The following is a 21,714-nucleotide window of genomic DNA, read 5'->3' on the forward strand; positions in this document are numbered from 1 at the left end:
TTGGTATTAAAATTATTCTGCGTTTATTCTTTGGATTATCGCTTCTTTCTCAGGTTGTGAAAGTGTTGCATTTGTATGCTCATGAAGATGAGCTGCACGCTGCGTTATAATTTTATTTTGCCTGTAAAAAAGCTTGCATAAAGAGCAAATGCCCAAATGCAACAATAGCTGTATGCGTTGTTTAACCGTGAGTTTTCTTTCTTCTTTTAAAGAAATAAAATTAGTGGCCTCCTTACATGTTATCATCCATTTCATACGCACAACATCTATTTTGTAAACCAGTTTTTTTCAAGGCATGCTCTTAATTGCAGCTTTGCCCGGTGTATCAGTACCCAATAGTTAGACGATGTTAAATTTAACACCTTACATATTTCTTCACTGTCGAGCCCCTCAAGATATTTCATAGTGAACACCGTATCCTGAATTTGTTTTAGTTTATTCTTGCAGTTGCTGAGCACTTCATAGAATTCTTTCTTTGTAACAAGGCTGTCGCTGTCATCCCACTCTTTTGGGTGCATTGATTGTTTCCAATGCGCTGCTTCGTCAAAGTAAGGATCATCATCGGCCATTCCCGGCAAACTATCCGTTAAGCGTGTGGAAGCTTTTCGAAAATGATCAATAATCTTATTTTTTAAAATGGCGTACAACCAATTTTTTTCCGATATCTCTCCTTTAAAATTATCATAATTGCGCCATGCCGCCAGGAAGGTATCCTGCACCAGGTCTTTTGCGATTTCGCTGTCGTTTACACGCGGTAGTGCATACCGGTAGAGCATATCACTGTAATCATTTACCCATTTTGTAGCATCTAATTGTGCAGACATAAATCAAAAGTAAGGAAATGAAGAGCCTTTAATTTTATTTGATGACAAACATTTGTCAACGGCTTTACAAATACAAAAGGCTTTCACTTTGTTTTAATAGTTGCAGGTATTTGATGGAAAGCTTGTTCGAGTAACGCAAAAAGTTCAGGATGCTTTTGTTGCAGCAGATCGGGTCGTTCAAAAAAATATTCTGCCGCTACAGCAAAAAATTCTGTTTTACTGGTAGCCCCATAAATATTAATATCAGATTTTCCTTCTCTGATTTCTGTAATGGAATCGTTCATCAGGTTTAGCCACGGGATAGTATATTGTTTTTGTAAAAGTTGCTCAGGAATACCATCTGTTTCTCCATCTGCTTTGTCCAACAAATGCACAAATTCATGAATGCCAGTATTGTTTTTATCGGTCTCATTTTTGAATCCCAATCGCAGCGCAGGTTTGGAGAGTATCATCATTTGCTGCATAGCGCCAGTACCAACCATGCCTAAAGTATTTCGGTCTTTATCTGTAGTAGAAAACTGATCTGCAGTAAAAGTATCCTCGTAAAGTAAAACATTGCGCAGGTTGTAATAACGCCATTCATTAAAACCAAAAATTGGAATTACGGCGCTGCTTGCTACCAGTAATTTGTCAAGGTCATCTATTGTTGTATTTACACCACTTATGGTTATGTATGAAAAAATAGCTTTTATTTTTTCTTCAAAGCGGATTTTACCTGCATCATCAAGTGAACGATAGAAAGCAACATTATCTTCAAGTAACTGGCGATAGTTCTCAGGAAACACCGCTTTGTTTTCTTTTGTCTTCTTTTTTCCAAAGAGGATCCAAAACAAAATAGCACCGCAGATTACGAAAATGATAAGGCCGTTCATTTAACTAAGTTAGTATTAGAAAAAGATACAGCTAAGTTTTATGAAAAAATGAGTTGAATGCATCAAACTAGTTCAATCATTTCAAATGAGAACTTCTGTGACGCAGGAATTTCTTTAAATAGGGTAATGATTGGTCAATCAGCTTCCCAACAAATTATAAAAGCATTTGCAGACAAGAAAGACATCAAAACATTTTCGAATAAACCGCTTGATTCTACATTGAGTTTTGTGAAAGAAAAAGGTGCAGGTTTATTTATTGTTGGTTTGGACAGTCATGTTGGTTTTATTTATTACGATGGAAAAACATGTTGGTTTATACATTCCAAATGGGTAAATCCGAAAGCTGTTGTAAAAGAAATAGCTGAACAATCCGGCATTCTTTACTATTCAAAATATAGAATCGTTGGGAAGATCAGTAATAATAAAACATTATTGGATAAATGGGTTAATTAAGGCATGTTTTCAATTATGCTGCAACATTTGCTCCAGCACAAGAGTGCGACGCAACGAAAGCTTTATTCATGCTGCAAAGCCTGGTTCAAAAAACACCAAAATCTATCAAAAAATCACCGGGAAAATTGTGGGAAAATTGGCCGTTAAGATAGCTGTTAAACAGTTGCTTTTACTTAACTTCGCCCACTTGCAAAAAATGCAGGTATTACACACATATGAGCGAAGAATTAAAGCCTGCCGTATCTCCCCAACAAAATGGCTACGGTGCAGACAGTATACAGGTTTTGGAAGGCCTGGAAGCCGTAAGAAAAAGACCGGCAATGTACATTGGCGATATAGGTGTAAAAGGGTTACATCACCTGGTATACGAAGTTGTAGATAACTCCATTGATGAAGCGCTGGCCGGTTATTGCAAAAACATATTTGTTATTATTCATGAGGATAATTCCATCAGTGTTAGTGATGATGGTCGCGGTATTCCTACAGGTATTCACCAAAAAGAAGGTGTAAGCGCTTTACAGGTTGTAATGACTGTTTTGCATGCTGGTGGTAAATTTGATAAAAATACCTATAAAGTTTCTGGTGGTTTACATGGTGTGGGTGTTAGTTGTGTAAATGCATTGAGCAGTACTTTACATGTAACCGTAAACCGCGAGGGAAAAGTATTTGAACAGGAATACCATACGGGTATACCAGCATATCCTGTTCGTGAAATTGGTGTTACCGAAAAAACTGGTACCACTGTTCACTTCTGGCCGGATATGACCATTTTCCAGACAGGTATTTACAACAGGGAAATACTTGAAGGCCGTCTTCGTGAGCTTGCTTTTCTTAATAAACGTATCAGTATTACTATCACAGATCTTCGTGAAAAGGATGAAGACGGTAATAATTACAGCAAGAATTTTTACAGCGAAGGTGGCATTGTAGAGTTTGTTGAAATGCTGGATACTGCCGCTAAACGTACGCCGCTTATCCCTAAAACATTGTATGTGGAAGCACATGATGAAGCAAGCAATGTAGCAGTAGATGTAGCACTGACTTACAATGACGATTTTAAAGAGCATATTTTCTCTTACGTTAACAACATCAACACCATTGAAGGTGGCACACACGTAACGGGTTTCAGACAGGCGCTTACCAGGGTGTTTAAAACATATGGTGATAAGCAAGGCTTATTTGAAAAAGCAAAAGTGGAAGTAGAAGGTGATGATTTTCGTGAAGGCTTAACCGCTATTATTTCTGTGAAAGTTCCGGAGCCACAATTCGAAGGCCAGACAAAAACAAAACTTGGTAACAGCGAAGTAAGCGGTATTGTGCAAACAACCGTAGCCCGTGCATTGGAAGCATACCTGGAAGAAAATCCAAAAGAGGCTAAAAACATCATCAGTAAAGTTGTTCTTGCTGCGCAGGCACGTGTGGCAGCAAAGAAGGCAAGGGAAATGGTACAGCGTAAGACTGTTCTAAGCGGAAGCGGATTACCTGGTAAACTGGCCGACTGTAGCGAACGTGACCCTGAAAAATGCGAACTATTTTTGGTTGAAGGTGATAGCGCCGGTGGTACAGCAAAATCCGGTCGCGACAGAAGTCACCAGGCCATTCTTCCGTTGCGTGGTAAGATCCTGAACGTAGAGAAAGCCATGGAGCATAAGATCTACGAGAACGAGGAAATACGCAATATGTTTACAGCAATGGGTGTAAGCGTTGGAACGCCGGAAGATCCAAAAGCATTGAATCTTGCTAAACTGCGTTATCATAAGCTTATTATCATGACGGATGCCGATGTAGATGGTTCGCACATTGCAACGCTGATTCTTACGTTCATTTTCCGTTACATGAAAGAACTGGTAGAACAAGGTTACGTGTACATTGCACAGCCACCTTTGTATCTTATTAAGAAAGGTAAAGAGCAGGAGTACGCCTACAATGAAGATCAACGCAGGACACTTATTACCAAGCTTGGCGGTGGTAAAGACGACAGCGTAACTACACAGCGCTACAAAGGTCTTGGCGAAATGAATTCAGAACAGCTTTGGGAAACTACACTTGACCCAACACGCAGAACATTGAAGCAGGTAACCATTGATAATATGATAACTGCAGATGAAATTTTTACAAGGCTGATGGGTGATGAAGTAGCTCCACGCCGCGAATTCATTGAATCGCATGCCAAGTATGCGAGGATTGATGTGTAACTAATTCCGGTTTCTTTTAAAAATATTTGCCATGCAAACTATGCATGGTTTTCTTTTTTATGGGTCCTGCATTTTTCTTGCTATGAGGCTTCTCTTGCGTCGCACACTTGTACTTTTAGTTGATATTTCGGCAGGAAAAAAGAAGTCGTTGGAGTAAAATTTCGTCCTGGCAGGAAACTTGTGAATGTTTTTGTGTGCAATACTTTTTTCTACGTCTGTTGCAGATTATAAAAAAAAAATATAGATTGTGCTGTTTCTAAGGGTAAAAATCTATTAACTAACCAATTAAATACTTAAAAATGGACACTTCGAAAATGATTAAAGCATACTGCCTTAAAACAAAAGAAAAGAATGTTCCTATGCAGGATGCTGTTGTAAGCAAAACTGCAAAAGGCGGTTATATGGCTTCCGGTCATGATGGAAAAGGAAATAAAATGGCGGCCATTCTTAGCGAAGCGAAAGCTTTACAAGCCATTGCTGATGGTGTGGCAAAGAAAGGTTTCTAAGATCTATACAAGATTCAAATAAAAAGCAGCGAAAGTTTTCGCTGCTTTTTATTTATATATGCCTGAGCAATAGTATGCTTTGAAAATATTTTGATCATTAAAGAACAAACTGTACAAGAGTGCGACGCAAGAAATGATTTATAGTAGTAATGCGGCCGGATACAAAAGATTCCCTTTATTTGATCAATCGTAAACAATAAGGATACCTGTATATTTTGCCTTCGCTTGCTTTAATTGTCGCGACAATTCTCCAAACCAATGAAAGCACTCCAATAAGTATAAGAACAGGAATACCTATTAAAATTATAGAAAGAGGAATACAAACCATTACTGCTAAAAAAAGTGTTATCTGGAAATTCAAAGATTCTTTTGCATGATCTGCAACAAATTCTGACTGATCTTTTTTAATAAGATAAATAATTAGCGGTGCAAGAAATGATGCTACAAATGTTAATACGTGTGCAAGCAGGCCCAATGTTTTTTCATCACTGGTAGGCACAATTGCCGGTAAACTATCTGTACCGAGAAAAGAGTTTTGTGACATAGTGCGGGGGATTTTAGAGAAAGATAAAGAAATGAAATGAATTCTGCAAAAGCTTATGCCTCCATTACTTCTTTCTTTCTTATAACTGCATTATGCATTAGCTTGAGAAATCTTTGCATAGCTTCCATGCCTTTTATATCATCCACAACCAACAGGAAATTTTTAGCTACCTGTTTTAACCTTGCTTTGTTGGTACCTGTTTGTAAATATTGCAAAGTGTTTTTAAAGATGTCTGATTCAAAATAAGGAGAATCATTTCTGTTAATAAAATAGCAACGCAGGGTTTCTGATTTCAGGCTCATTTTTTCGAAGCCAAGATCTACAGCGAGCCAGCGGCAACGTACCGTTGTAAAAAGATCTTCGACAGCTTTTGGCATTGGACCAAAACGATCCAGCATCTCTGCATGAAAAGCAACAAGGTCTTCTTCGGTTTCGCAACTATCCAATCTTGTATATAACGATAAGCGTTCTGTAATGCTTTCTACATAATCATCAGGGATAAGAATTTCCAGATCGGTATCGATGGTACAATCACTTACATAATCATCCTGTTTGCTGATCTCTTCTTTAAAAAGATCTTTGAATGAAGTGCGTTTTAATTCACGTATTGCTTCATCAAGAATTTTCTGGTACATTTCAAAACCTATCTCAGCCATAAAACCACTCTGTTCACCACCTAACATATTGCCTGCACCGCGTATATCAAGGTCACGCATAGCGATCTGAAAGCCGCTTCCAAGATCACTAAACTGTTCCAGTGTTTGCAAACGTTTACGGGAATCAGTTGGCAACGTACTCATTGCAGGAGCGAGTAAATAACAAAATGCTTTCTTATTACTACGCCCAACGCGGCCACGCAACTGGTGCAGATCGCTCAATCCAAAATGATGTGCATTGTTTACAATAATGGTATTTACGTTTGGAATGTCCACACCGCTTTCAACGATATTGGTACAAACCAATACATCGTATTTTTTATCAATAAAATCAAGGATTCGTTCTTCCAGTTCATGACCTTCAAGTTGCCCATGAGCATACCCAATGCTAAGATCGGGGCAGAGACTTTGTATCAACCCAGACATTTCGCCCAGGCCCTGTACACGGTTATGTATAAAGAAAACCTGGCCGCCGCGTTCTGTTTCATAATAGATGGCATCTCTTATGAAATCAGGATTGAATACCTGTACTTCTGTTTGTATAGGTTGACGGTTTGGTGGCGGTGTATTAATAATACTGAGATCTCTTGCTCCCATTAAACTGAATTGCAGTGTACGTGGAATTGGCGTTGCCGTTAGCGTTAAGCAATCAACGTTTGTCTTTAACGTTTTCAACTTTTCTTTATGACCTACACCAAACTTTTGCTCTTCATCAATCACCATGATGCCAAGGTCTTTGAATTTTACTTCTTTACCCAACAAACCATGAGTACCTATGATGATATCTATTTTGCCTTCTTCTAATTTCTTTAAAGTCTCTTTTTTCTCCTTTGCAGATTTGAAACGATTTACATAATCAACGGTAACCGGAAAATCTTTCAACCTATCGCTAAAAGTTTTATAATGCTGAAATGCAAGAATGGTGGTTGGTACCAATACAGCAGCTTGTTTGCCATCGACACAACTTTTAAATGCTGCACGAATGGCTACTTCTGTTTTACCAAAACCTACATCGCCACAAACAAGACGATCCATCGGTGATGGACTTTCCATATCTTTTTTTACATCTGCTGTTGCTTTACTTTGATCCGGTGTGTCTTCATATATAAAAGAAGCTTCCAGTTCGGTCTGCATATAATTATCCGGAGAATGTGCAAAGCCTTGTTGCGCTTTTCTTTGTGCATATAGCTTGATGAGATCGAATGCTATTTCCTTTACTTTAGCCTTCGTCTTCTCTTTCAGCCTGTTCCATACATCGCTACCCAGCTTATTTATTTTTGGTATCGTTCCTTCTTTGCCTGTGTATTTTGAGATCTTATGCAGCGAGTTGATATTTACATAAAGTATATCGCTGTCTTTATAAATAATGCGTACGGCTTCCTGTAGCTTGCCATTCACTTCAAGTTTTTGCAAGCCACTGTAAGTACCCACACCATGATCTATATGCGTAACAAAGTCTCCGGGCTGCAGATCACGTAATGTTTTTAAAGTAAGAGCTTTGTTTTTGTTGTATGCCTGTTTTACGCGATACTTATGATAACGTTGAAATATCTGGTGATCTGTATAACAAATAACTTTCAGGTCTTCATCTATAAACCCTTCATGAATAGAAGTTGCGACAGGTACAAATTGTATTTCAGTATTGAGATCATTGAAGATGCTGTTGAGCCTTTCCAGTTGTTTTGCCTGCTCTGCAAAAATGTAAATGCTATATTTTGCAGACTCATGAGCTTTCAGGTCTTTTATCAGCAAATCGAATTGACGGTTAAAGGCAGGTTGAGGTTTGGTAGCAAACTCTATTTCAAATGTTGCAAGTTGTGGCTTAAATCCAAACTCTACAATATGTCTTGACGCAAGTTGCTTTTCAATCACATCGTGCTTTACAAAATCATCCCATTTTATTTCTTTCACAACCTGCGTATCATCGTCTTCATCACTGTTCTGCATGCGATATCCGTCATCAAGCAAAGCGATAAAACCTTCCAGGTCTTCTTCCTGCAAAAAGATCTTCTCTTTTATTACATCCCAATCCTTTAACCACACAATCGTGTTTTCGGGGAGAAATTCGAGTAATGAAACTTTCTCACCACTATCAAACTGTGTTTCAATATTTGGTATAATGCTTACTTGCAAAAGCTTTCGTTCACTAAGCTGTGTTTCCGGATCAAAGATTCGTATGCTGTCCACATCATTACCAAACAATTCTACACGATAAGGCTTTTCATTTCCAAAAGAATAAATATCCAGTATGCCTCCACGCAGTGCAAACTGGCCAGGTTCATACACAAAATCTGTTCGTGTAAAACCATACATTACAAACAACTCCAAAAGACTTTCGAGATTTATGGTGTCGTTTGTTTTTATACTGATAATATTACTGCTAAGTGTTTTTGGCAAAACAACTTTTTCAAACAGTGCTTCCGGGTAAGTAACAATGATCTTCTTATTACCGCCGGCAGCAAGTCTCGTAAGTGTTTCCGTACGTAGCATTACATGCGAAGAGTTGAGCAGTTTAAAATTCTTCCTGTTCTTGAATGATGCCGGAAAATAAAACAGGTCCAACGCACTGGTAAGATTCTCCAGCGTGTTGTGAAAATAAGCCGCATCTTCCGCATCGTTCAAAACAACAAGATGATTTAGTTGCTGCGTATTAGTATGCATGAACACACTGCTTACCACAAATTCTGCACTGCTGCCCTGTAAATTTTTGAGAAAGATTTTTTGGGTATCGGCAAAAAGAAGCCTGTCCGTCAGCTGAAAAAGACGGGGAGATTGTTGATACTGTTCCAGCAACGCACTTAAGTTCATAATCTGCGGCTGCAAAGATAGTTGGTTTTATTTTGTTGAGCCAGCACCAGCAATGCTATTTAACATTGTTGCGTCGCACACTTGTACTGAAGAATAGATGTGAGCTAATAGCGAGTCGTGAGCAATTGCGTTTTGCTCGTAGCTCATGGCTCAAAGCTCGCAGCTTGCTTATTATTCCGAACGTACAAGTGAGTGACACAACCGGCGATGCTACAGGCACTACAGCCAGTACCAAAATCTTAACTTTCGCATTTAGTTGCATAAACAACTTTGTATTACATTTGATAATCAAAATTTATTTTATGCAGGAAGCATATATTGTTGCCGGTTACCGCACCGCAGTAGGTAAAAGCAAGAAAGGTGGTCTGCGTTTTTACAGGCCCGATGATCTTGCGGTGGAAGTGATAAAAGGACTAATGGCATCGGTACCGCAACTGGAAGCAAAACGTGTGGATGATGTAATTGTAGGCAACGCTGTGCCTGAAGCAGAACAGGGATTACAGTTTGGGCGTATCATTGCCGCCAAAGCATTGGGCATAGAAGTGGCAGGTATTACTATCAACCGCTATTGCGCAAGTGGTCTCGAAAGCATTGCTATGGCTACAGCCAAAATCCGTACAGGCATGGCTGATTGCATTATTGCAGGCGGCACAGAAAGCATGAGCCTTGTTCCAACTGCTGGCTGGAAAACAGTTCCTTCTTATGCTATTGCCAAAGACGACCCTGATTATTATTTAAGTATGGGTCTTACTGCAGAAGCTGTAGCAAAAGAATTTAAAGTAAGCAGAGAAGACCAGGATGCATTTGCATTGAACTCGCATAAAAAAGCGATGCATGCTATACAGAATGGTTATTTTAAACCAGGCATATTGCCTGTTAATGTAGAAGAAGTTTACTTAAATGAAAAAGGCAAGAAAGCAACACGCAATTATGTAATAGATACAGATGAAGGCGTACGTGCGGATACAACAATAGATGCATTGGCAAAATTGAAACCCGCATTTGCGTTGGGTGGTTCTGTTACTGCGGGGAACTCATCTCAAACAAGTGATGGGGCTGCTTTTGTAATTGTAATGAGCGAAAGAATGATCAATGAACTTGGTCTTAAACCAATAGGACGTTTGGTGAACAGTGCAGTTGCTGGTGTGCATCCGCGCATAATGGGTATAGGACCGGTTGCTGCAATACCAAAGGTTTTGAAACAGGCCAGTATGAATCTTGCAGATATTGACCTGATAGAATTGAATGAAGCTTTTGCATCACAATCGCTTGCTGTAATACGTGAACTTAATTTAGATCCTGATATAGTAAACATCAACGGTGGGGCTATCGCACTCGGTCATCCCTTGGGTTGCACAGGTTGTAAACTTACCGTGCAATTACTTGGTGATATGAAAAGACTGAACAAAAAATATGGTATGGTTACAGCTTGTGTTGGTGGTGGACAAGGCATTGCAGGCATCATTGAAAATATTGTGTAATTTTTCTACTGCTGAGAAGCAAAGGCATATAGAAAAAAGGTATTAAGGCTTTGGCCTCTCCGTCTCGGCAATTATATTAATTTAAAAGGGTTCCTCCTGGAGTAGAACCCTTTTTTGTTAACTTTATTCAGCATGACTTTTGTCAGTATTTAAACTGTTAGCCTTTTTTAACTTCGTATAGAAATTAAACCACCATGAATACCATACTGGTTCCTACAGACTTTTCGCCTGCTGCAAGAAATGCAGCCATGTATGCTATCAATTTTGCAAAACAGGTAAAATGTAAAAAGATCATTTTCTACAATGCTTACCAGACACCTATTGTAACAGATGCTAATATGGCTATAGTGGATGCTATTGACATAGAAGAAATGAAAAAGGCAAGCGAGGAAAATCTTACTGCTTTTAAGCTAACACTAAAAGCATTTTGTGATAAGAATATGGAGTTAGAAACACTGAGTGAATATGGTGTGTTAACCATGGATATTAATGAAGTGTGCACAAATAATAATATTGACCTGATAGTGATGGGCGTTACCGGCACCGGAAAAATTGCAGAAAATCTTATTGGTAGTTTCGCTATTGATGTTTCAAGAAAAGCCACAGTGCCAGTGATCATTGTACCTCCGGACGCCGGCTATACAGATATAAAAGAAATTATGCTGGCCTGCGATTTTTCACAGGTGGTAGAAACCACACCCGTTGATCCTATAAAAAGAATACTGAATGAAACCAGTGCAAAATTATTTGTGGTAAACATCGACCACAGGCAAAAACACTTTACTGCAGATACCCCCTTTGAAAGTTTAATGCTTGACACTTTATTGCAGGGTTACAATCCGGAATATCATTTTATTGATGATGCAGATTTTGTACAGGCCATCAACAAATTTGCATTGGAAAAAGAAGTTGACCTTATTATTACTATTCCAAAAAAGATGGGCTGGTTCGATGCGCTTTTTCACAAGAGCCATACCAAAGCATTGGCCTTTCATAGCCATGTACCGTTAATGGTAGTGCATTAATCATTTTTTTGGATCCGGCTATAGTACTTTGTGCATCGCCTGTTGCGTTGCATTACGTTCATCTGCAGAATATAAATTTAACAGGCAAAATGCTGTACTGTGTGTTTCCTGAATACAGGATTGCAATTATTCTTCATCGTTCTTTTCTGCATTCATAAAATAACTCACCGCGCCACTCGTACATTTGCGAACCTGATCAATAATTTTATCTGTGCTAGCACCATTAATTTCTACCCAGGGTCTATTTTTCGGATTAAACACATCAGGCAATCCCCTGAAACAAATAGCTGAATGAATACAAACATCGGGTTTCCAAACAACAGTAACTTCTCCGTTGGAATATTTATGTGTTTTTACAGGCATATTATTTTTTATCGGTAAATTAAATGATAAAACTGAAAATAAAAATTGCCGAACAGGCTTGAGTTATAAATATTTTGCTGCCCTTGCCAGGTCTTCCGGTGTATCTATCTCTACACCCATATAATCAACAACAACCATCTTAAGCGGAATGCCATTTTCAAGATAGCGCAGGCATTCAATTTTTTCTGCAGATTCAAGTGGAGTCATGGGCCAGTTGGTAAAATTTATCAATGCCTGTTTACGAAATGCGTACACACCAATATGCTCGTAATAAGTAATGGCCATCTCTTTATTACGGGGATAAGGAATTACAGAACGGCTGAAGAAAATGGCATTGCAATTCTTGTCAACGGCTACTTTCACGTAATTAGGATCTTCTATGTATTGTTGTTCTTTCAACACCTGCATTAAACTTGCTACCTGCACCTTTTTTCCTTCATCAACTTCGAAAACGTGTAAGAGTTTTTTTAGCGGTTCACGTTTTACAAATGGTTCATCACCCTGCACATTCACTACTATATCCACATTCATATCTGCAACAGCTTCCGCAATTCTATCGCTGCCACTTTCGTGCGGTCTTTTACTCATTACCGCTTTGCCACCATGCTGTGTAATTTCATTGAAAATAATATCGCTGTCCGTTGCAACGATCACCTCATCAAACAAACCGGTGGCAATTGTATTATCGTAAGTATGTCTTATCACAGGTTTATTACCCAGCACTTGCATCAGCTTGGCAGGAAATCTGGTAGCCGCATAACGTGCAGGAATCAATGCAACTTTCTTCATAGAAAAACTTTATTGCAAAGATGCGGATTAACACATTTAAAAATCAAGACGATTACTAAGACGTTTTAATTCTATTTCCGCAGACTTAGCAACAAAATTCAGGTTAACCAATAAATACCCGGCATTCTCAAAAGTTTGTTGTGCATTTTTTACGTCAACTATTGTGGCGTTTCTAAGCTCGAATTTTTTCAATACAAGATCAAGCAATTGTTGTGCGAGTGAATAATTTTCTTTTTGCGTTTCCAATTGTTCTAAGGCACTTGCATAAGACTGGTATTTTTTTACAGCATTGGATTCATTGTCCTTAAGTAAAGACTCTTTTTGGATCTTTGCGTTCTTTGTGTCTATCTCAGCCACTCTCTGCTGGCGCTTATATGCAGAGCCATTATAAATTGGGATAGAGAGATTTAATCCGAAGGTTGGGCCGTATGTTTGATTCAGTAATGTAAATCCTGCAGCACTTTGAGAGCGGTTGTAATTAAACCCCGTATTTAAACGCAGCGATGGATAACGTTGTGCAGTGATCTCTTTTTCTACCAGCTGATTGATGTTAATCTGTTGTTCTGCTGCAATAACCTCAGGGCTTGCAGGAAGATTATTCAGTACACTGTCCAGCAAAATATTTTTACCGGTAATAATGGTATCATTTATGGTTATGGTACTGTCGGTTTTCAGATTTAATGAAGTCAGAAAATCTGTTTTTGCCTGGTCAATAATTACCAGTTGTGCCTGCTTACTTAATTGCAAAGTATTCAGGTCAAGCTGCGATTGAAACAGGTCTGCATTATTAGCATAGCCTGCAGACTGTTGTGCTTTTACAATTTCGAGGCGTTGCGACGCAGCATCTATAGAAGCATTCAATGTTTTTAAATAACTCTGCTGGCGTACCACGTCATAATATTGCGTCATCACCAATGCGATCGTATTTTGAATCTGAACATTTAGCAACTGCTCGCTTTGCTGTTGTAATTGTTCAAGCCTTTTTTTAGTAGTTACCACACGCATTCCATTGTACAAAAGAATACTTCCGGTAACACCAGCTGTAAGATTGTTTGCAGCAACACCACTCTTGTTTGTGTTGGTGCCATTACTCAATTTTTGATTGAGGCTGGTGATCTGTTCATTATCATTTGCCGTAGCAGATACTGTTGGATACCCGCCCGCCACACCATAGTTATTTAATATAGTGTTTGCTTCTACATTGTTTTTCGCAAGCTGAATATCAAAACTGTTCTTCAATGCAATATTGATCGCTTCTTCCAGGGTAAGTCTTTGTTGTGCTTTTGCCTGAAAGCTGATCAATAATAATACGACAAGAAATTTTTTCATTACTGTTTATTATACAAATCAATTTTTTGAAGCCAGCTAAAGTCCTTTACTCATCGCCTCTTGTGTCACTCACTTGTGCTTTTGGAACGAGAATCGCCAATCGTAAATGGTCAATAAATTGGTACTGCTATCTGATTCACCATTCACAAGTACAAGTGTGCGACGCAAGAAAAGCTGCATTCTTATTCTAAAGCCGGCTCAAAAATTATTCAGAAACTTCTATTGTTTTTGTTTTATGAATACCGGATATGAATGTGTACACAGCAGGTATTACAAACAAAGTAAGTATCAGTGAAAATATAATACCACCAACAATTACAATACCCAATGGTATGCGACTTGTGGCTGATGCTCCTAAACTTAATGCAATTGGCAATGCACCAAAAGAAGTAGCAAGGCTTGTCATTAAGATGGGGCGCAAACGCTGTGTTGCAGCTTCTACAACTGCCTGCATACGCGACATACCATTCTCTCTTTTTTTGTTGGCAAATTCAACGATCAATATACCATTCTTTGTTACAAGACCGATCAGCATGATCATACCGATCTGTGAAAAGATATTGATCGTTTGATCGAATATATATAAGCTTAACAATGCGCCAGCCAACGCCAATGGCACTGTTAACATGATAGTGAAAGGATCAAGAAAACTTTCGAACTGTGCGGCCAATACAAGATAAATGAGCATTAGTGCAAGCCCAAATGCGAAAGCTGTATTAGAAGAGCTTTCTTCATAATCCCTTGAAGGGCCGCTAAGTGATGTTTGAAAACTTTCGTCTAATAATTTTGACGCAATTGCACGCATTGATTTTACACCATCACCAATTGTTTTACCATCAGCGAGTGATGCAGAAATGGTTGCACTCTTAAAACGGTTGTAATGATATAATGTAGGCGGGCTGCTGCTTTCCGTTAAATTAACTACGGCACTCAATGGAATATTTTCACCGCGGTTATTCCGTACATATAATTTTTCTATGTCTGCAGGTTTGTTGCGGTCCTGTCTTTCTACCTGTCCTATCACCTGGTATTGCTTTCCATTCATGATAAAGTAAGCAAGCCTTCTTCCACTGAATGCAGCCTGCACAGCACCCGCTACATCCGTTGTGGAAAGTCCCAGATCTTTTGCTTTTACACGATCTACCGTTAACTGGAGTTCCGGTTTATTGAATTTCAAATTCACATCAACATTCTGGAAGGTTGGATCTTTTCTTGCTTCTTCGAGAAACTTAGGAATTACATCCTGTAGTTTTTGAAAGTCGAGGTTTTGTAAAATAAATTGAACAGGCAACCCTCCCCGCGAACCAAATCCTACAGCAATAGTTTGCTCCTGTATGGCAAAGATTCTTGCATCATTAAAGCGGGAAACTTTTTTGCTAACGTCCTGCGCTATTTCATTTTGGCTTCTTACACGATCTGCAGAAGGTGTAAGTCCCAAACGGCCAAAACCACTGTTAGCGCCGGTTCCACTGAAGCCTGGTGTAGCTGCAAAAACAAAATCCCGTTCCGGCACAGAGTCATATAAAAAATTAACTACACTGTCTGAGATACTTTGCATTTTATCATAGCTGGTTCCTTCAGGGCCAGTCAATGAAAAACGAACAACATTGTGATCCTCCATCGGCGCCAGTTCACTTTGCAACTGTGATCCAACGAACCAGATAATAATACCACAAATGGCGATAATAACCCATGCCATCCACCGCACTTTCATAAATCTTTGCAATGTTCGTTTATACCCATTTTCCATGCCTGCAAAGAATGGTTCTGTTTTTTTGTAAAACCAACCATGCTGTGCATTCTTGCTTGTTAAATACACATTTAGCACCGGTGTTATTGTAAGCGATACAAAAGCGGAGATCAATACAGCTGCTGCTACTACAATACCAAACTCACGAAATAAACTTCCTACAAATCCTTCCAAAAATATTACCGGTAAAAAAACAACGGCGAGTGTGATAGAAGTAGAAATAACTGCAAAGAAAATTTCCTTACTTCCTTCTAATGCTGCTTTACGTATGGGAAACCCATGCTCCAGTTTTCTGAAAATATTTTCCGTAACAACAATGCCATCATCTACCACTAAACCGGTTGCCAGCACAATACCCAGCAACGTTAATATATTGATAGAAAACCCTGCCAGGTACATAATAAAAAATGTGGCTACCAGAGAAATAGGAATATCTATCAGCGGACGAATAGCTATTAAAAAATTCCTGAAGAAAAAAAGTATCACTAATACCACAAGGCTAAAAGAGATCAATAATGTTTCTTCCACTTCTGAGATTGACTGGCGAACAAGTTTTGAATTGTCATTAAGCACATGGAATACTATATCGCTTTTATTTGATTGTTCTATCTCAGCAAGTCGTTTATAAAATTCGTCTGTGATCTTTACATAATTGGCGCCCGGTTGCGGAATTACCGCAATACCCACAGCATTTACGCCATTATATTTCCAGGATTGCTCAAGTACTTCGGGGCCTAATTCAATTTTAGCCACATCGCCCAAACGCACAATGCCGGTAGCATTTTCTGTAATAACAACATCGTTAAATTGTTGTTCTGTTGTAAGCCTGCCCAATGTTCTTATTGTTAACTCAGTATTGTTGCCGTAAATTTTACCGGCGGGTATTTCAACATTTTCTTTGTTGAGCGCATCATTAATGTCTGTATAAGAAATATTAAAAGCACTCATTTTATCCGGCTCCAGCCAGATGCGCATGGCATATCTTTTTTGGCCGAAAATATTAATGGCGCTTACATTATTAATAGTCTGGAGTCTTTGCTGAAGCACATTTTCCGCATAATCGCTCAACTCCAGTAAACTCTTCGTTGGACTTTGTATAGCCATAAGAATAATGAAATCACCGTTAGCATCTGCTTTGCTTACAACGGGAGGCGCATCTATATCCTGCGGCAGGCTACGCTGGGCCTGGCTCACTTTATCGCGAACATCATTAGCCGCAGTTTCAAGGTCTACATCAAGGTTAAACTCTACTGTAATGTTACTGGAGCCTACCTGGCTTGATGAAGTAATACTTTTAATACCCGGAATACCATTTACTTCTTTCTCTATTGGTTCGGTGATCTGGCTTTCAATGATATCAGCATTAGCCCCTACATAACTGGTACGTACATTTATAATGGGAGGATCGATAGCCGGATAATCACGCAATGCAAGAAAAGTGTAGCCTACCACACCAAATAACAGAATGGCAAGATTCATAACTGTTGCCAATACCGGGCGTTTCAATGAAAGTTCTGAAATATTCATCTGGTTAGTATGCTATTTTTTACCGCAAAGAATTATTTATCAAAAATTTTTTCTTTTTTTATGAGCCTGCCGTTTTGCTCTTTGCTCATCGTTCCTTGCGTCGCACTCTTGTACTGAAGTATACAAGTCAGAAAGTCGGTAAGTCAAAAGACCATCGTTTAATGTAGCCGAATCTCGGACCTTGCTGACTTTTGGACTAGACGTACAAGTGAGTGACACAACCGGTGATGCTGCATGTACAACTGATCACAAAAAAAATTAATGCTCTACAACTTCATCAATTTTTTTCACGGCTCTTATTTGTACCGGTAAGTTGGGGCGTGCAAATAAAACGCCGCTCACAATGATTGTATCACCTGCCTGCACCCCTTTTGTTACTTCAATGGTGCCTTGCTTTCTTACGCCGGTTTCTACATCTACAAACTTAGCCTTACCATTTTTTACAGTACCAATTTTTTTATTCATTGCGTCAGGAATAATTGCATTCGTTGGAACCATTACACTGCTGCGGTCTTTGCCTGTAACCACGTAAACTTTTACAAACGAACCCGGGTTTGCATTAGAAGATTCCAGCACTGCACGTACTTTAAGATTGCGTGTGTTAATATCTACCTGTGGCTCTGTTGCAATGATGAGCGCCTTTTCTTTTTTTCCGGTAGCTTCATCTGTGAGTACATCTATATAAGCGCCGCGCTGCACAGCATTTGCGTATGCTTCCGGCAAAGTGAAATCTATTTTTAATTTATTAACCTGTTGTATGGTAGCAATAATATTAGCAGGTGTAACATAAGCCCCTGGGCTTACCTGGCGCAAACCTATAACGCCTGTAAAAGGCGCACGGATCACTGTTTTATCGATGAGCGCTTCTGTATAATTTATATCTGCTTTTAAACTGTTTACATTATTTAATGCAGCATCATAGTCAGCCTGGTTTACACCGTGTATATCCAGTAGTTTACGCAACCGCTCTTCTGTTTGCTGCGCAAGATCTAACTGCACTTTACTTTTGCTTATCTGTGCCTCAAGATCTGCACTGTTGATCCTTGCAAGCACGGTACCTTGCTGAACCGGCTTACCTTCAGGAACATTAAGATAAGTAAGCCGTCCACTTATTTCAGGCCGCAGTTCCGCAGATTCATTGGCTACTACTGTTCCGTTTACTTCAATAGAATTGCTGATGTTCTCACCTGCTGCAACAATTACATCTACTTCCACAGGTGGCGAGGCTGGGGGAGTTTGAGGTGCCTGCTTTTTACTTTTGCACGAAAAGAAAAATAGCGTTGTTATAAATAATAATGCAATGAAGCGTTGCATTGAATGCATGATAAGTTTTTTCCCAGGTGATTAAAAAATAAAGATATAGCAGAATCTGTACTCTTTACGCAATTGATTTGAATGCAATATGCAAAATATGATGAATGGAAATTTTGGAAGTGTGTTTATGACACAAATAATTATTGTTGACAGGTCTGGGAAATTTATTTCACCAATATTGTTTTGAACGCAGCTGAATCACCATTGAAAACATTAAAGTCAACATTTGTGGTAATTCCGTTTACATGCCCAATGCTGCTATGCTGCCAAAACTGCCACGTTCTTTCTACATGTGGCTGCTTTTGTTCAAAATAATGCGCCACCCACAATGGATAATCATCAAAATCTTTACCGAGATAGCGGTTATAAAAATCCGCAGAAGAATATATAATTGGTTTTATATCATACGCAGCTTCTACCGTTTGTAACCATGCTTTTACACGCTGCTGCATAAGGGCTGGAGCAACGCCATAAAGTTGTTCTACATCAAGTACCGGTGGAAGATCGCCGGGTTCCAACTTTACACGATTGATAAAATTATTGGCCTGTGCTTTGCCATCTTTTGTTGCAAGAAAAAAATGATAAGCACCCCGTGGAATATTTGCTGCCTTAACCTGTTGCCAGTTTCTCCTGAATTGTTTATCTGTGTTGAGTAAACCTTCAGTTGCTTTTATAAAAACAAAGCCAACTTTTACATCTTTAACCTGCATGCTTTTTACAGAGGGCCAGTAAACTGTTTGCTGAAAAGTGCTTACATCAATGCCATGTATGGCATAACTGGAAGGAAGTTCAATACCGAAGCCGGGATACATCGTAAATTTTGCTTTGTTTTCTGACTGTTGCTGCCACCAGTAAAATGCAGCAATGTATGCACACAACAATGCTACAATTATAAAGGGTATAAGCCACCACCTGTTACGCTTTTTCTTTGCTGCCGGTTTTGCCATATTGAATGGCACAATGATAAAACAAAAATGATTGCCTTTAAAGTGACGATCATCTAAGAAAATTGTAAATAAAATATCTTTTGTACTGACGCGTCATGTTTAGAAAACACAAGTGAGTGACACAACCGGCGCTGCCATGAAATGCCGCAGCTTGTAAAATAAAAATCAGCGGCATTGGCTTAGTTCAAAATAAAATAATAAATATCCAAGCAAATACAAACGCTGATAAAAATGTACTATTCCTTAATTACAAGATGTGAGGTTGATTTGCCGTCAACAGTAATATATAGCATGTATATTCCAGGCTTTGCAAAAGCAGGCACATCAATACTGTATTTTTGATTGGCTGTTATTGTGACAACGGACTTTGTTAGTACGAGATGGCCATACATATCAAACAAGCGGATCAATACTTTCTTGTTTCCTGAATCAGGCAAAGAAAAATTAATAGTGTTGGTAAATGGATTTGGTGAAACCAGAAGCGGTGTAAGTGCAGGCGCTGGTTGGGAGAGCATTGTTTTTATGGATACATTATTTTTACTGATAAGTTCCATATCAGGATCGATGAATACAGAGTCTGCTTTGAATCCGATATCAGCCACAAGCGACTGGTTATTTGTAGTATGGTCTACCACAATAGTTTTTGTTTGTGTTGCATTTTTAAATCTCAATGCCAGCGGCACTTTATAAAAACTTACGGAGCTATTGGATGTGGTTTGACTGATATTTATACTTGCTTTGTTAGCAGCATCCTGGCTCCAATTTACTGTAAAGCTGGGATACCCTTGACCTGCAAACCATTGATCAAAAAAGTAAGTAAGATCTTTGCCACTTACTGCTTCCAGCTTTATTTTAAGATCTGAAGTGCGTGCAAAGCCATACCGTAATTTTGGATCGTTCAGGTAATTATGGATAGCCTTAAAGAAATTGGTATCCCCCAATGTCCATCGCAGCATACGCAAGAGAAAGGCGCCTTTTGAATAAGAGAGCCTGCTGTCAAAGATGCGTCCCACGCTTGTAGTATCATCCACTTTCACAGAGCCCTCGGGTTCTGAAACAATATAATCAAGATTATTTTTTACTGATTCTGCCAGTTGATCAGGATGATATGTTTCTGTATATAAAAAGTCTGCACAAAAAGTAGCGAACCCCTCATTCAGCCAGATGTCTTCCCAGCTGCCACAGGTAACACGATCACCAAACCATTGATGTGAAAGTTCATGTGCCATCAGGTTTTCGCCAGGTGAAGTAATAAATGAATTGGTTTGATGTTCCATACCGCCGCCCCATCCAAATTCAGTCTGGCCATATCGCTCGTTCATGAAAGCATAAGGAACAAAGCGCTGATTGTATAAGCGCATTGCATCCAGCATTAAATGTGTGTTGTTATGAAAGTAAACAGAGTCTTCCGGGTACACATAAGAAATTACGGGCAGAGAAATGTTGCCCAATTGTACATTATCTGTAAACACATTAAAATTGGTAACCGAAATTGCTACGAGATAACTTGCGATCGGATAACGATGCTTATAATGCGTTGTAATATTTGTACCATTTGGTATTGTACTAATCAATACACCGTTTGAAGATGTTTTGTATTGGTTTGGATGGGTAACATAAATATCAATACTGTCTGCTTTATCATCAAGGCCGTTACGGCAGGGCCACCAGTCCCTTGCCCCATAAGGTTCACTCAGTGTCCACAGTACCGGCACGCCATTATGTTGAGATTGTATAAAAGAGCCAAAACCACTGCCAACTGGAACTCCTCTGTAATAAATAGCAACAGAATCCCTTTTGCCTTTCCTGTAGGCCTTTGGCAATTGTATTGTAAGTGTTTCATCCGAACCCTGCGAGAAAGAAAGCTTTCTTTTACGCACAATAACGCTGTCTACTTTTAATGCAGTGGAAAGATCAAATACAATGTTATCTGTTGGCGCTGTTATGATAAAATAAGGTGTAACCTTTCCTGAAATATAATAATTTGCAGGATCAATATTCCATTCACATTTATAGTAAGTAACATTGTAATTGCCCGAAGCCTGCGTTAAAGACGACAAGTCCTTGTTCAATAATTTTGCATGCGCAGCTCTTTCAATGCCAGCAATATTGTTTACTTCCTTACAAAGCTGTTGCGCATCCAAAGAATTTGTTGCCAGCAGAAATAATGCAAAAAATAATTTGTCTTTCATACAGAACTGATTAGTTTTTATTTAAGCAACAGGATATTGAAATACAATTTTTTTTGAACCGGGTAGCAGAATATACATTGGGCTCCTATTGCGTCGCACTCTTGTACGGTATCAACTTAATCCAGCAACATTTAAACTA

Annotated in this window: 17 protein-coding genes; 5 read left to right on the plus strand and 12 right to left on the minus strand. The window is 39.0% G+C overall.

The features are described 5' to 3' along the window. Window positions 1–12: 12 nt before the first annotated feature. The 3 genes from FRZ67_RS24000 to FRZ67_RS12340 form a co-directional block, all read right to left on the minus strand. Complete coding sequence (locus FRZ67_RS24000; protein WP_147189858.1) at window positions 13–255, minus strand: anti-sigma factor family protein; 243 nt, start codon at window positions 253–255, stop codon at window positions 13–15. Window positions 256–266: 11 nt separating this feature from the next. Continuing rightward, window positions 267–824, minus strand: coding sequence for a sigma-70 family RNA polymerase sigma factor (locus FRZ67_RS12335; RefSeq protein ID WP_147189859.1), 558 nt, complete (start codon window positions 822–824; stop codon window positions 267–269). 83 nt (window positions 825–907) lie between these two features. After that, a complete protein-coding gene (locus tag FRZ67_RS12340; protein ID WP_147189860.1) occupies window positions 908–1,696 on the minus strand; it encodes a M90 family metallopeptidase in 789 nt (262 codons plus the stop codon). Window positions 1,697–1,822: 126 nt separating this feature from the next. On the opposite strand from FRZ67_RS12340, the gene FRZ67_RS12345 reads away from it, so the two are divergent. From FRZ67_RS12345 to FRZ67_RS12355, 3 genes are all read left to right on the plus strand, one after another. Continuing rightward, the gene (locus tag FRZ67_RS12345) at window positions 1,823–2,149 is read left to right on the plus strand and encodes a hypothetical protein (RefSeq protein WP_147189861.1); all 327 of its coding nucleotides are present in this window, start codon (window positions 1,823–1,825) and stop codon (window positions 2,147–2,149) included. A 215-nt stretch (window positions 2,150–2,364) separates the two neighbouring features. Beyond that, complete coding sequence (gyrB, locus tag FRZ67_RS12350) at window positions 2,365–4,344, plus strand: DNA topoisomerase (ATP-hydrolyzing) subunit B (protein ID WP_147189862.1); 1,980 nt, start codon at window positions 2,365–2,367, stop codon at window positions 4,342–4,344. 299 nt (window positions 4,345–4,643) lie between these two features. Further along, the gene (locus FRZ67_RS12355) at window positions 4,644–4,850 is read left to right on the plus strand and encodes a hypothetical protein (protein WP_147189863.1); all 207 of its coding nucleotides are present in this window, start codon (window positions 4,644–4,646) and stop codon (window positions 4,848–4,850) included. Between the two features lie 175 nt (window positions 4,851–5,025). Here FRZ67_RS12355 and FRZ67_RS12360 read toward each other — a convergent pair whose 3' ends face one another. Together FRZ67_RS12360 and mfd are read right to left on the minus strand one after the other, a co-directional pair. After that, the gene (locus FRZ67_RS12360; RefSeq protein WP_147189864.1) at window positions 5,026–5,394 is read right to left on the minus strand and encodes a DUF4870 domain-containing protein; all 369 of its coding nucleotides are present in this window, start codon (window positions 5,392–5,394) and stop codon (window positions 5,026–5,028) included. 53 nt (window positions 5,395–5,447) lie between these two features. Then, entirely contained in the window at window positions 5,448–8,858 is a 3,411-nt protein-coding gene (gene mfd / locus FRZ67_RS12365; protein ID WP_147193208.1) for a transcription-repair coupling factor, read from the minus strand. A 302-nt stretch (window positions 8,859–9,160) separates the two neighbouring features. On the opposite strand from mfd, the gene FRZ67_RS12370 reads away from it, so the two are divergent. Together FRZ67_RS12370 and FRZ67_RS12375 are read left to right on the plus strand one after the other, a co-directional pair. Next, a complete protein-coding gene (locus FRZ67_RS12370) occupies window positions 9,161–10,339 on the plus strand; it encodes an acetyl-CoA C-acyltransferase (protein ID WP_147189865.1) in 1,179 nt (392 codons plus the stop codon). Between the two features lie 194 nt (window positions 10,340–10,533). Then, window positions 10,534–11,364 (plus strand): universal stress protein, encoded by an 831-nt coding sequence (locus tag FRZ67_RS12375; RefSeq protein ID WP_147189866.1) that lies wholly within the window; start codon window positions 10,534–10,536, stop codon window positions 11,362–11,364. 126 nt (window positions 11,365–11,490) lie between these two features. Here the strand turns inward: FRZ67_RS12375 and FRZ67_RS12380 are convergent, their stop codons facing one another. From FRZ67_RS12380 to FRZ67_RS12410, 7 genes are all read right to left on the minus strand, one after another. After that, complete coding sequence (locus FRZ67_RS12380) at window positions 11,491–11,727, minus strand: (4Fe-4S)-binding protein (protein WP_147189867.1); 237 nt, start codon at window positions 11,725–11,727, stop codon at window positions 11,491–11,493. Window positions 11,728–11,790: 63 nt separating this feature from the next. Further along, on the minus strand, window positions 11,791–12,516 hold the full coding sequence (gene kdsB, locus FRZ67_RS12385; RefSeq protein ID WP_147189868.1) for a 3-deoxy-manno-octulosonate cytidylyltransferase: 726 nt from the start codon (window positions 12,514–12,516) through the stop codon (window positions 11,791–11,793). 36 nt (window positions 12,517–12,552) lie between these two features. Next, window positions 12,553–13,845, minus strand: coding sequence for a TolC family protein (locus FRZ67_RS12390; RefSeq protein ID WP_147189869.1), 1,293 nt, complete (start codon window positions 13,843–13,845; stop codon window positions 12,553–12,555). Between the two features lie 205 nt (window positions 13,846–14,050). Further along, window positions 14,051–17,122: an efflux RND transporter permease subunit gene (locus FRZ67_RS12395; RefSeq protein ID WP_147189870.1), complete on the minus strand. Its 3,072-nt coding sequence runs from the start codon at window positions 17,120–17,122 to the stop codon at window positions 14,051–14,053. 258 nt (window positions 17,123–17,380) lie between these two features. Next, window positions 17,381–18,436, minus strand: a complete 1,056-nt coding sequence (locus FRZ67_RS12400; RefSeq protein ID WP_147193209.1) for an efflux RND transporter periplasmic adaptor subunit — start codon at window positions 18,434–18,436, stop codon at window positions 17,381–17,383. 164 nt (window positions 18,437–18,600) lie between these two features. Continuing rightward, the gene (locus tag FRZ67_RS12405) at window positions 18,601–19,383 is read right to left on the minus strand and encodes a GH25 family lysozyme (protein ID WP_147189871.1); all 783 of its coding nucleotides are present in this window, start codon (window positions 19,381–19,383) and stop codon (window positions 18,601–18,603) included. A gap of 236 nt (window positions 19,384–19,619) precedes the next feature. Then, window positions 19,620–21,575 carry a M1 family aminopeptidase gene (locus tag FRZ67_RS12410; RefSeq protein ID WP_147189872.1) on the minus strand — a complete coding sequence of 652 codons (1,956 nt, stop codon included), beginning with the start codon at window positions 21,573–21,575 and terminating at the stop codon, window positions 19,620–19,622. Window positions 21,576–21,714: the final 139 nt, after the last annotated feature.

Source organism: Panacibacter ginsenosidivorans (genome assembly GCF_007971225.1).
GTDB classification, from domain to species: Bacteria; Bacteroidota; Bacteroidia; order Chitinophagales; family Chitinophagaceae; genus Panacibacter; species Panacibacter ginsenosidivorans.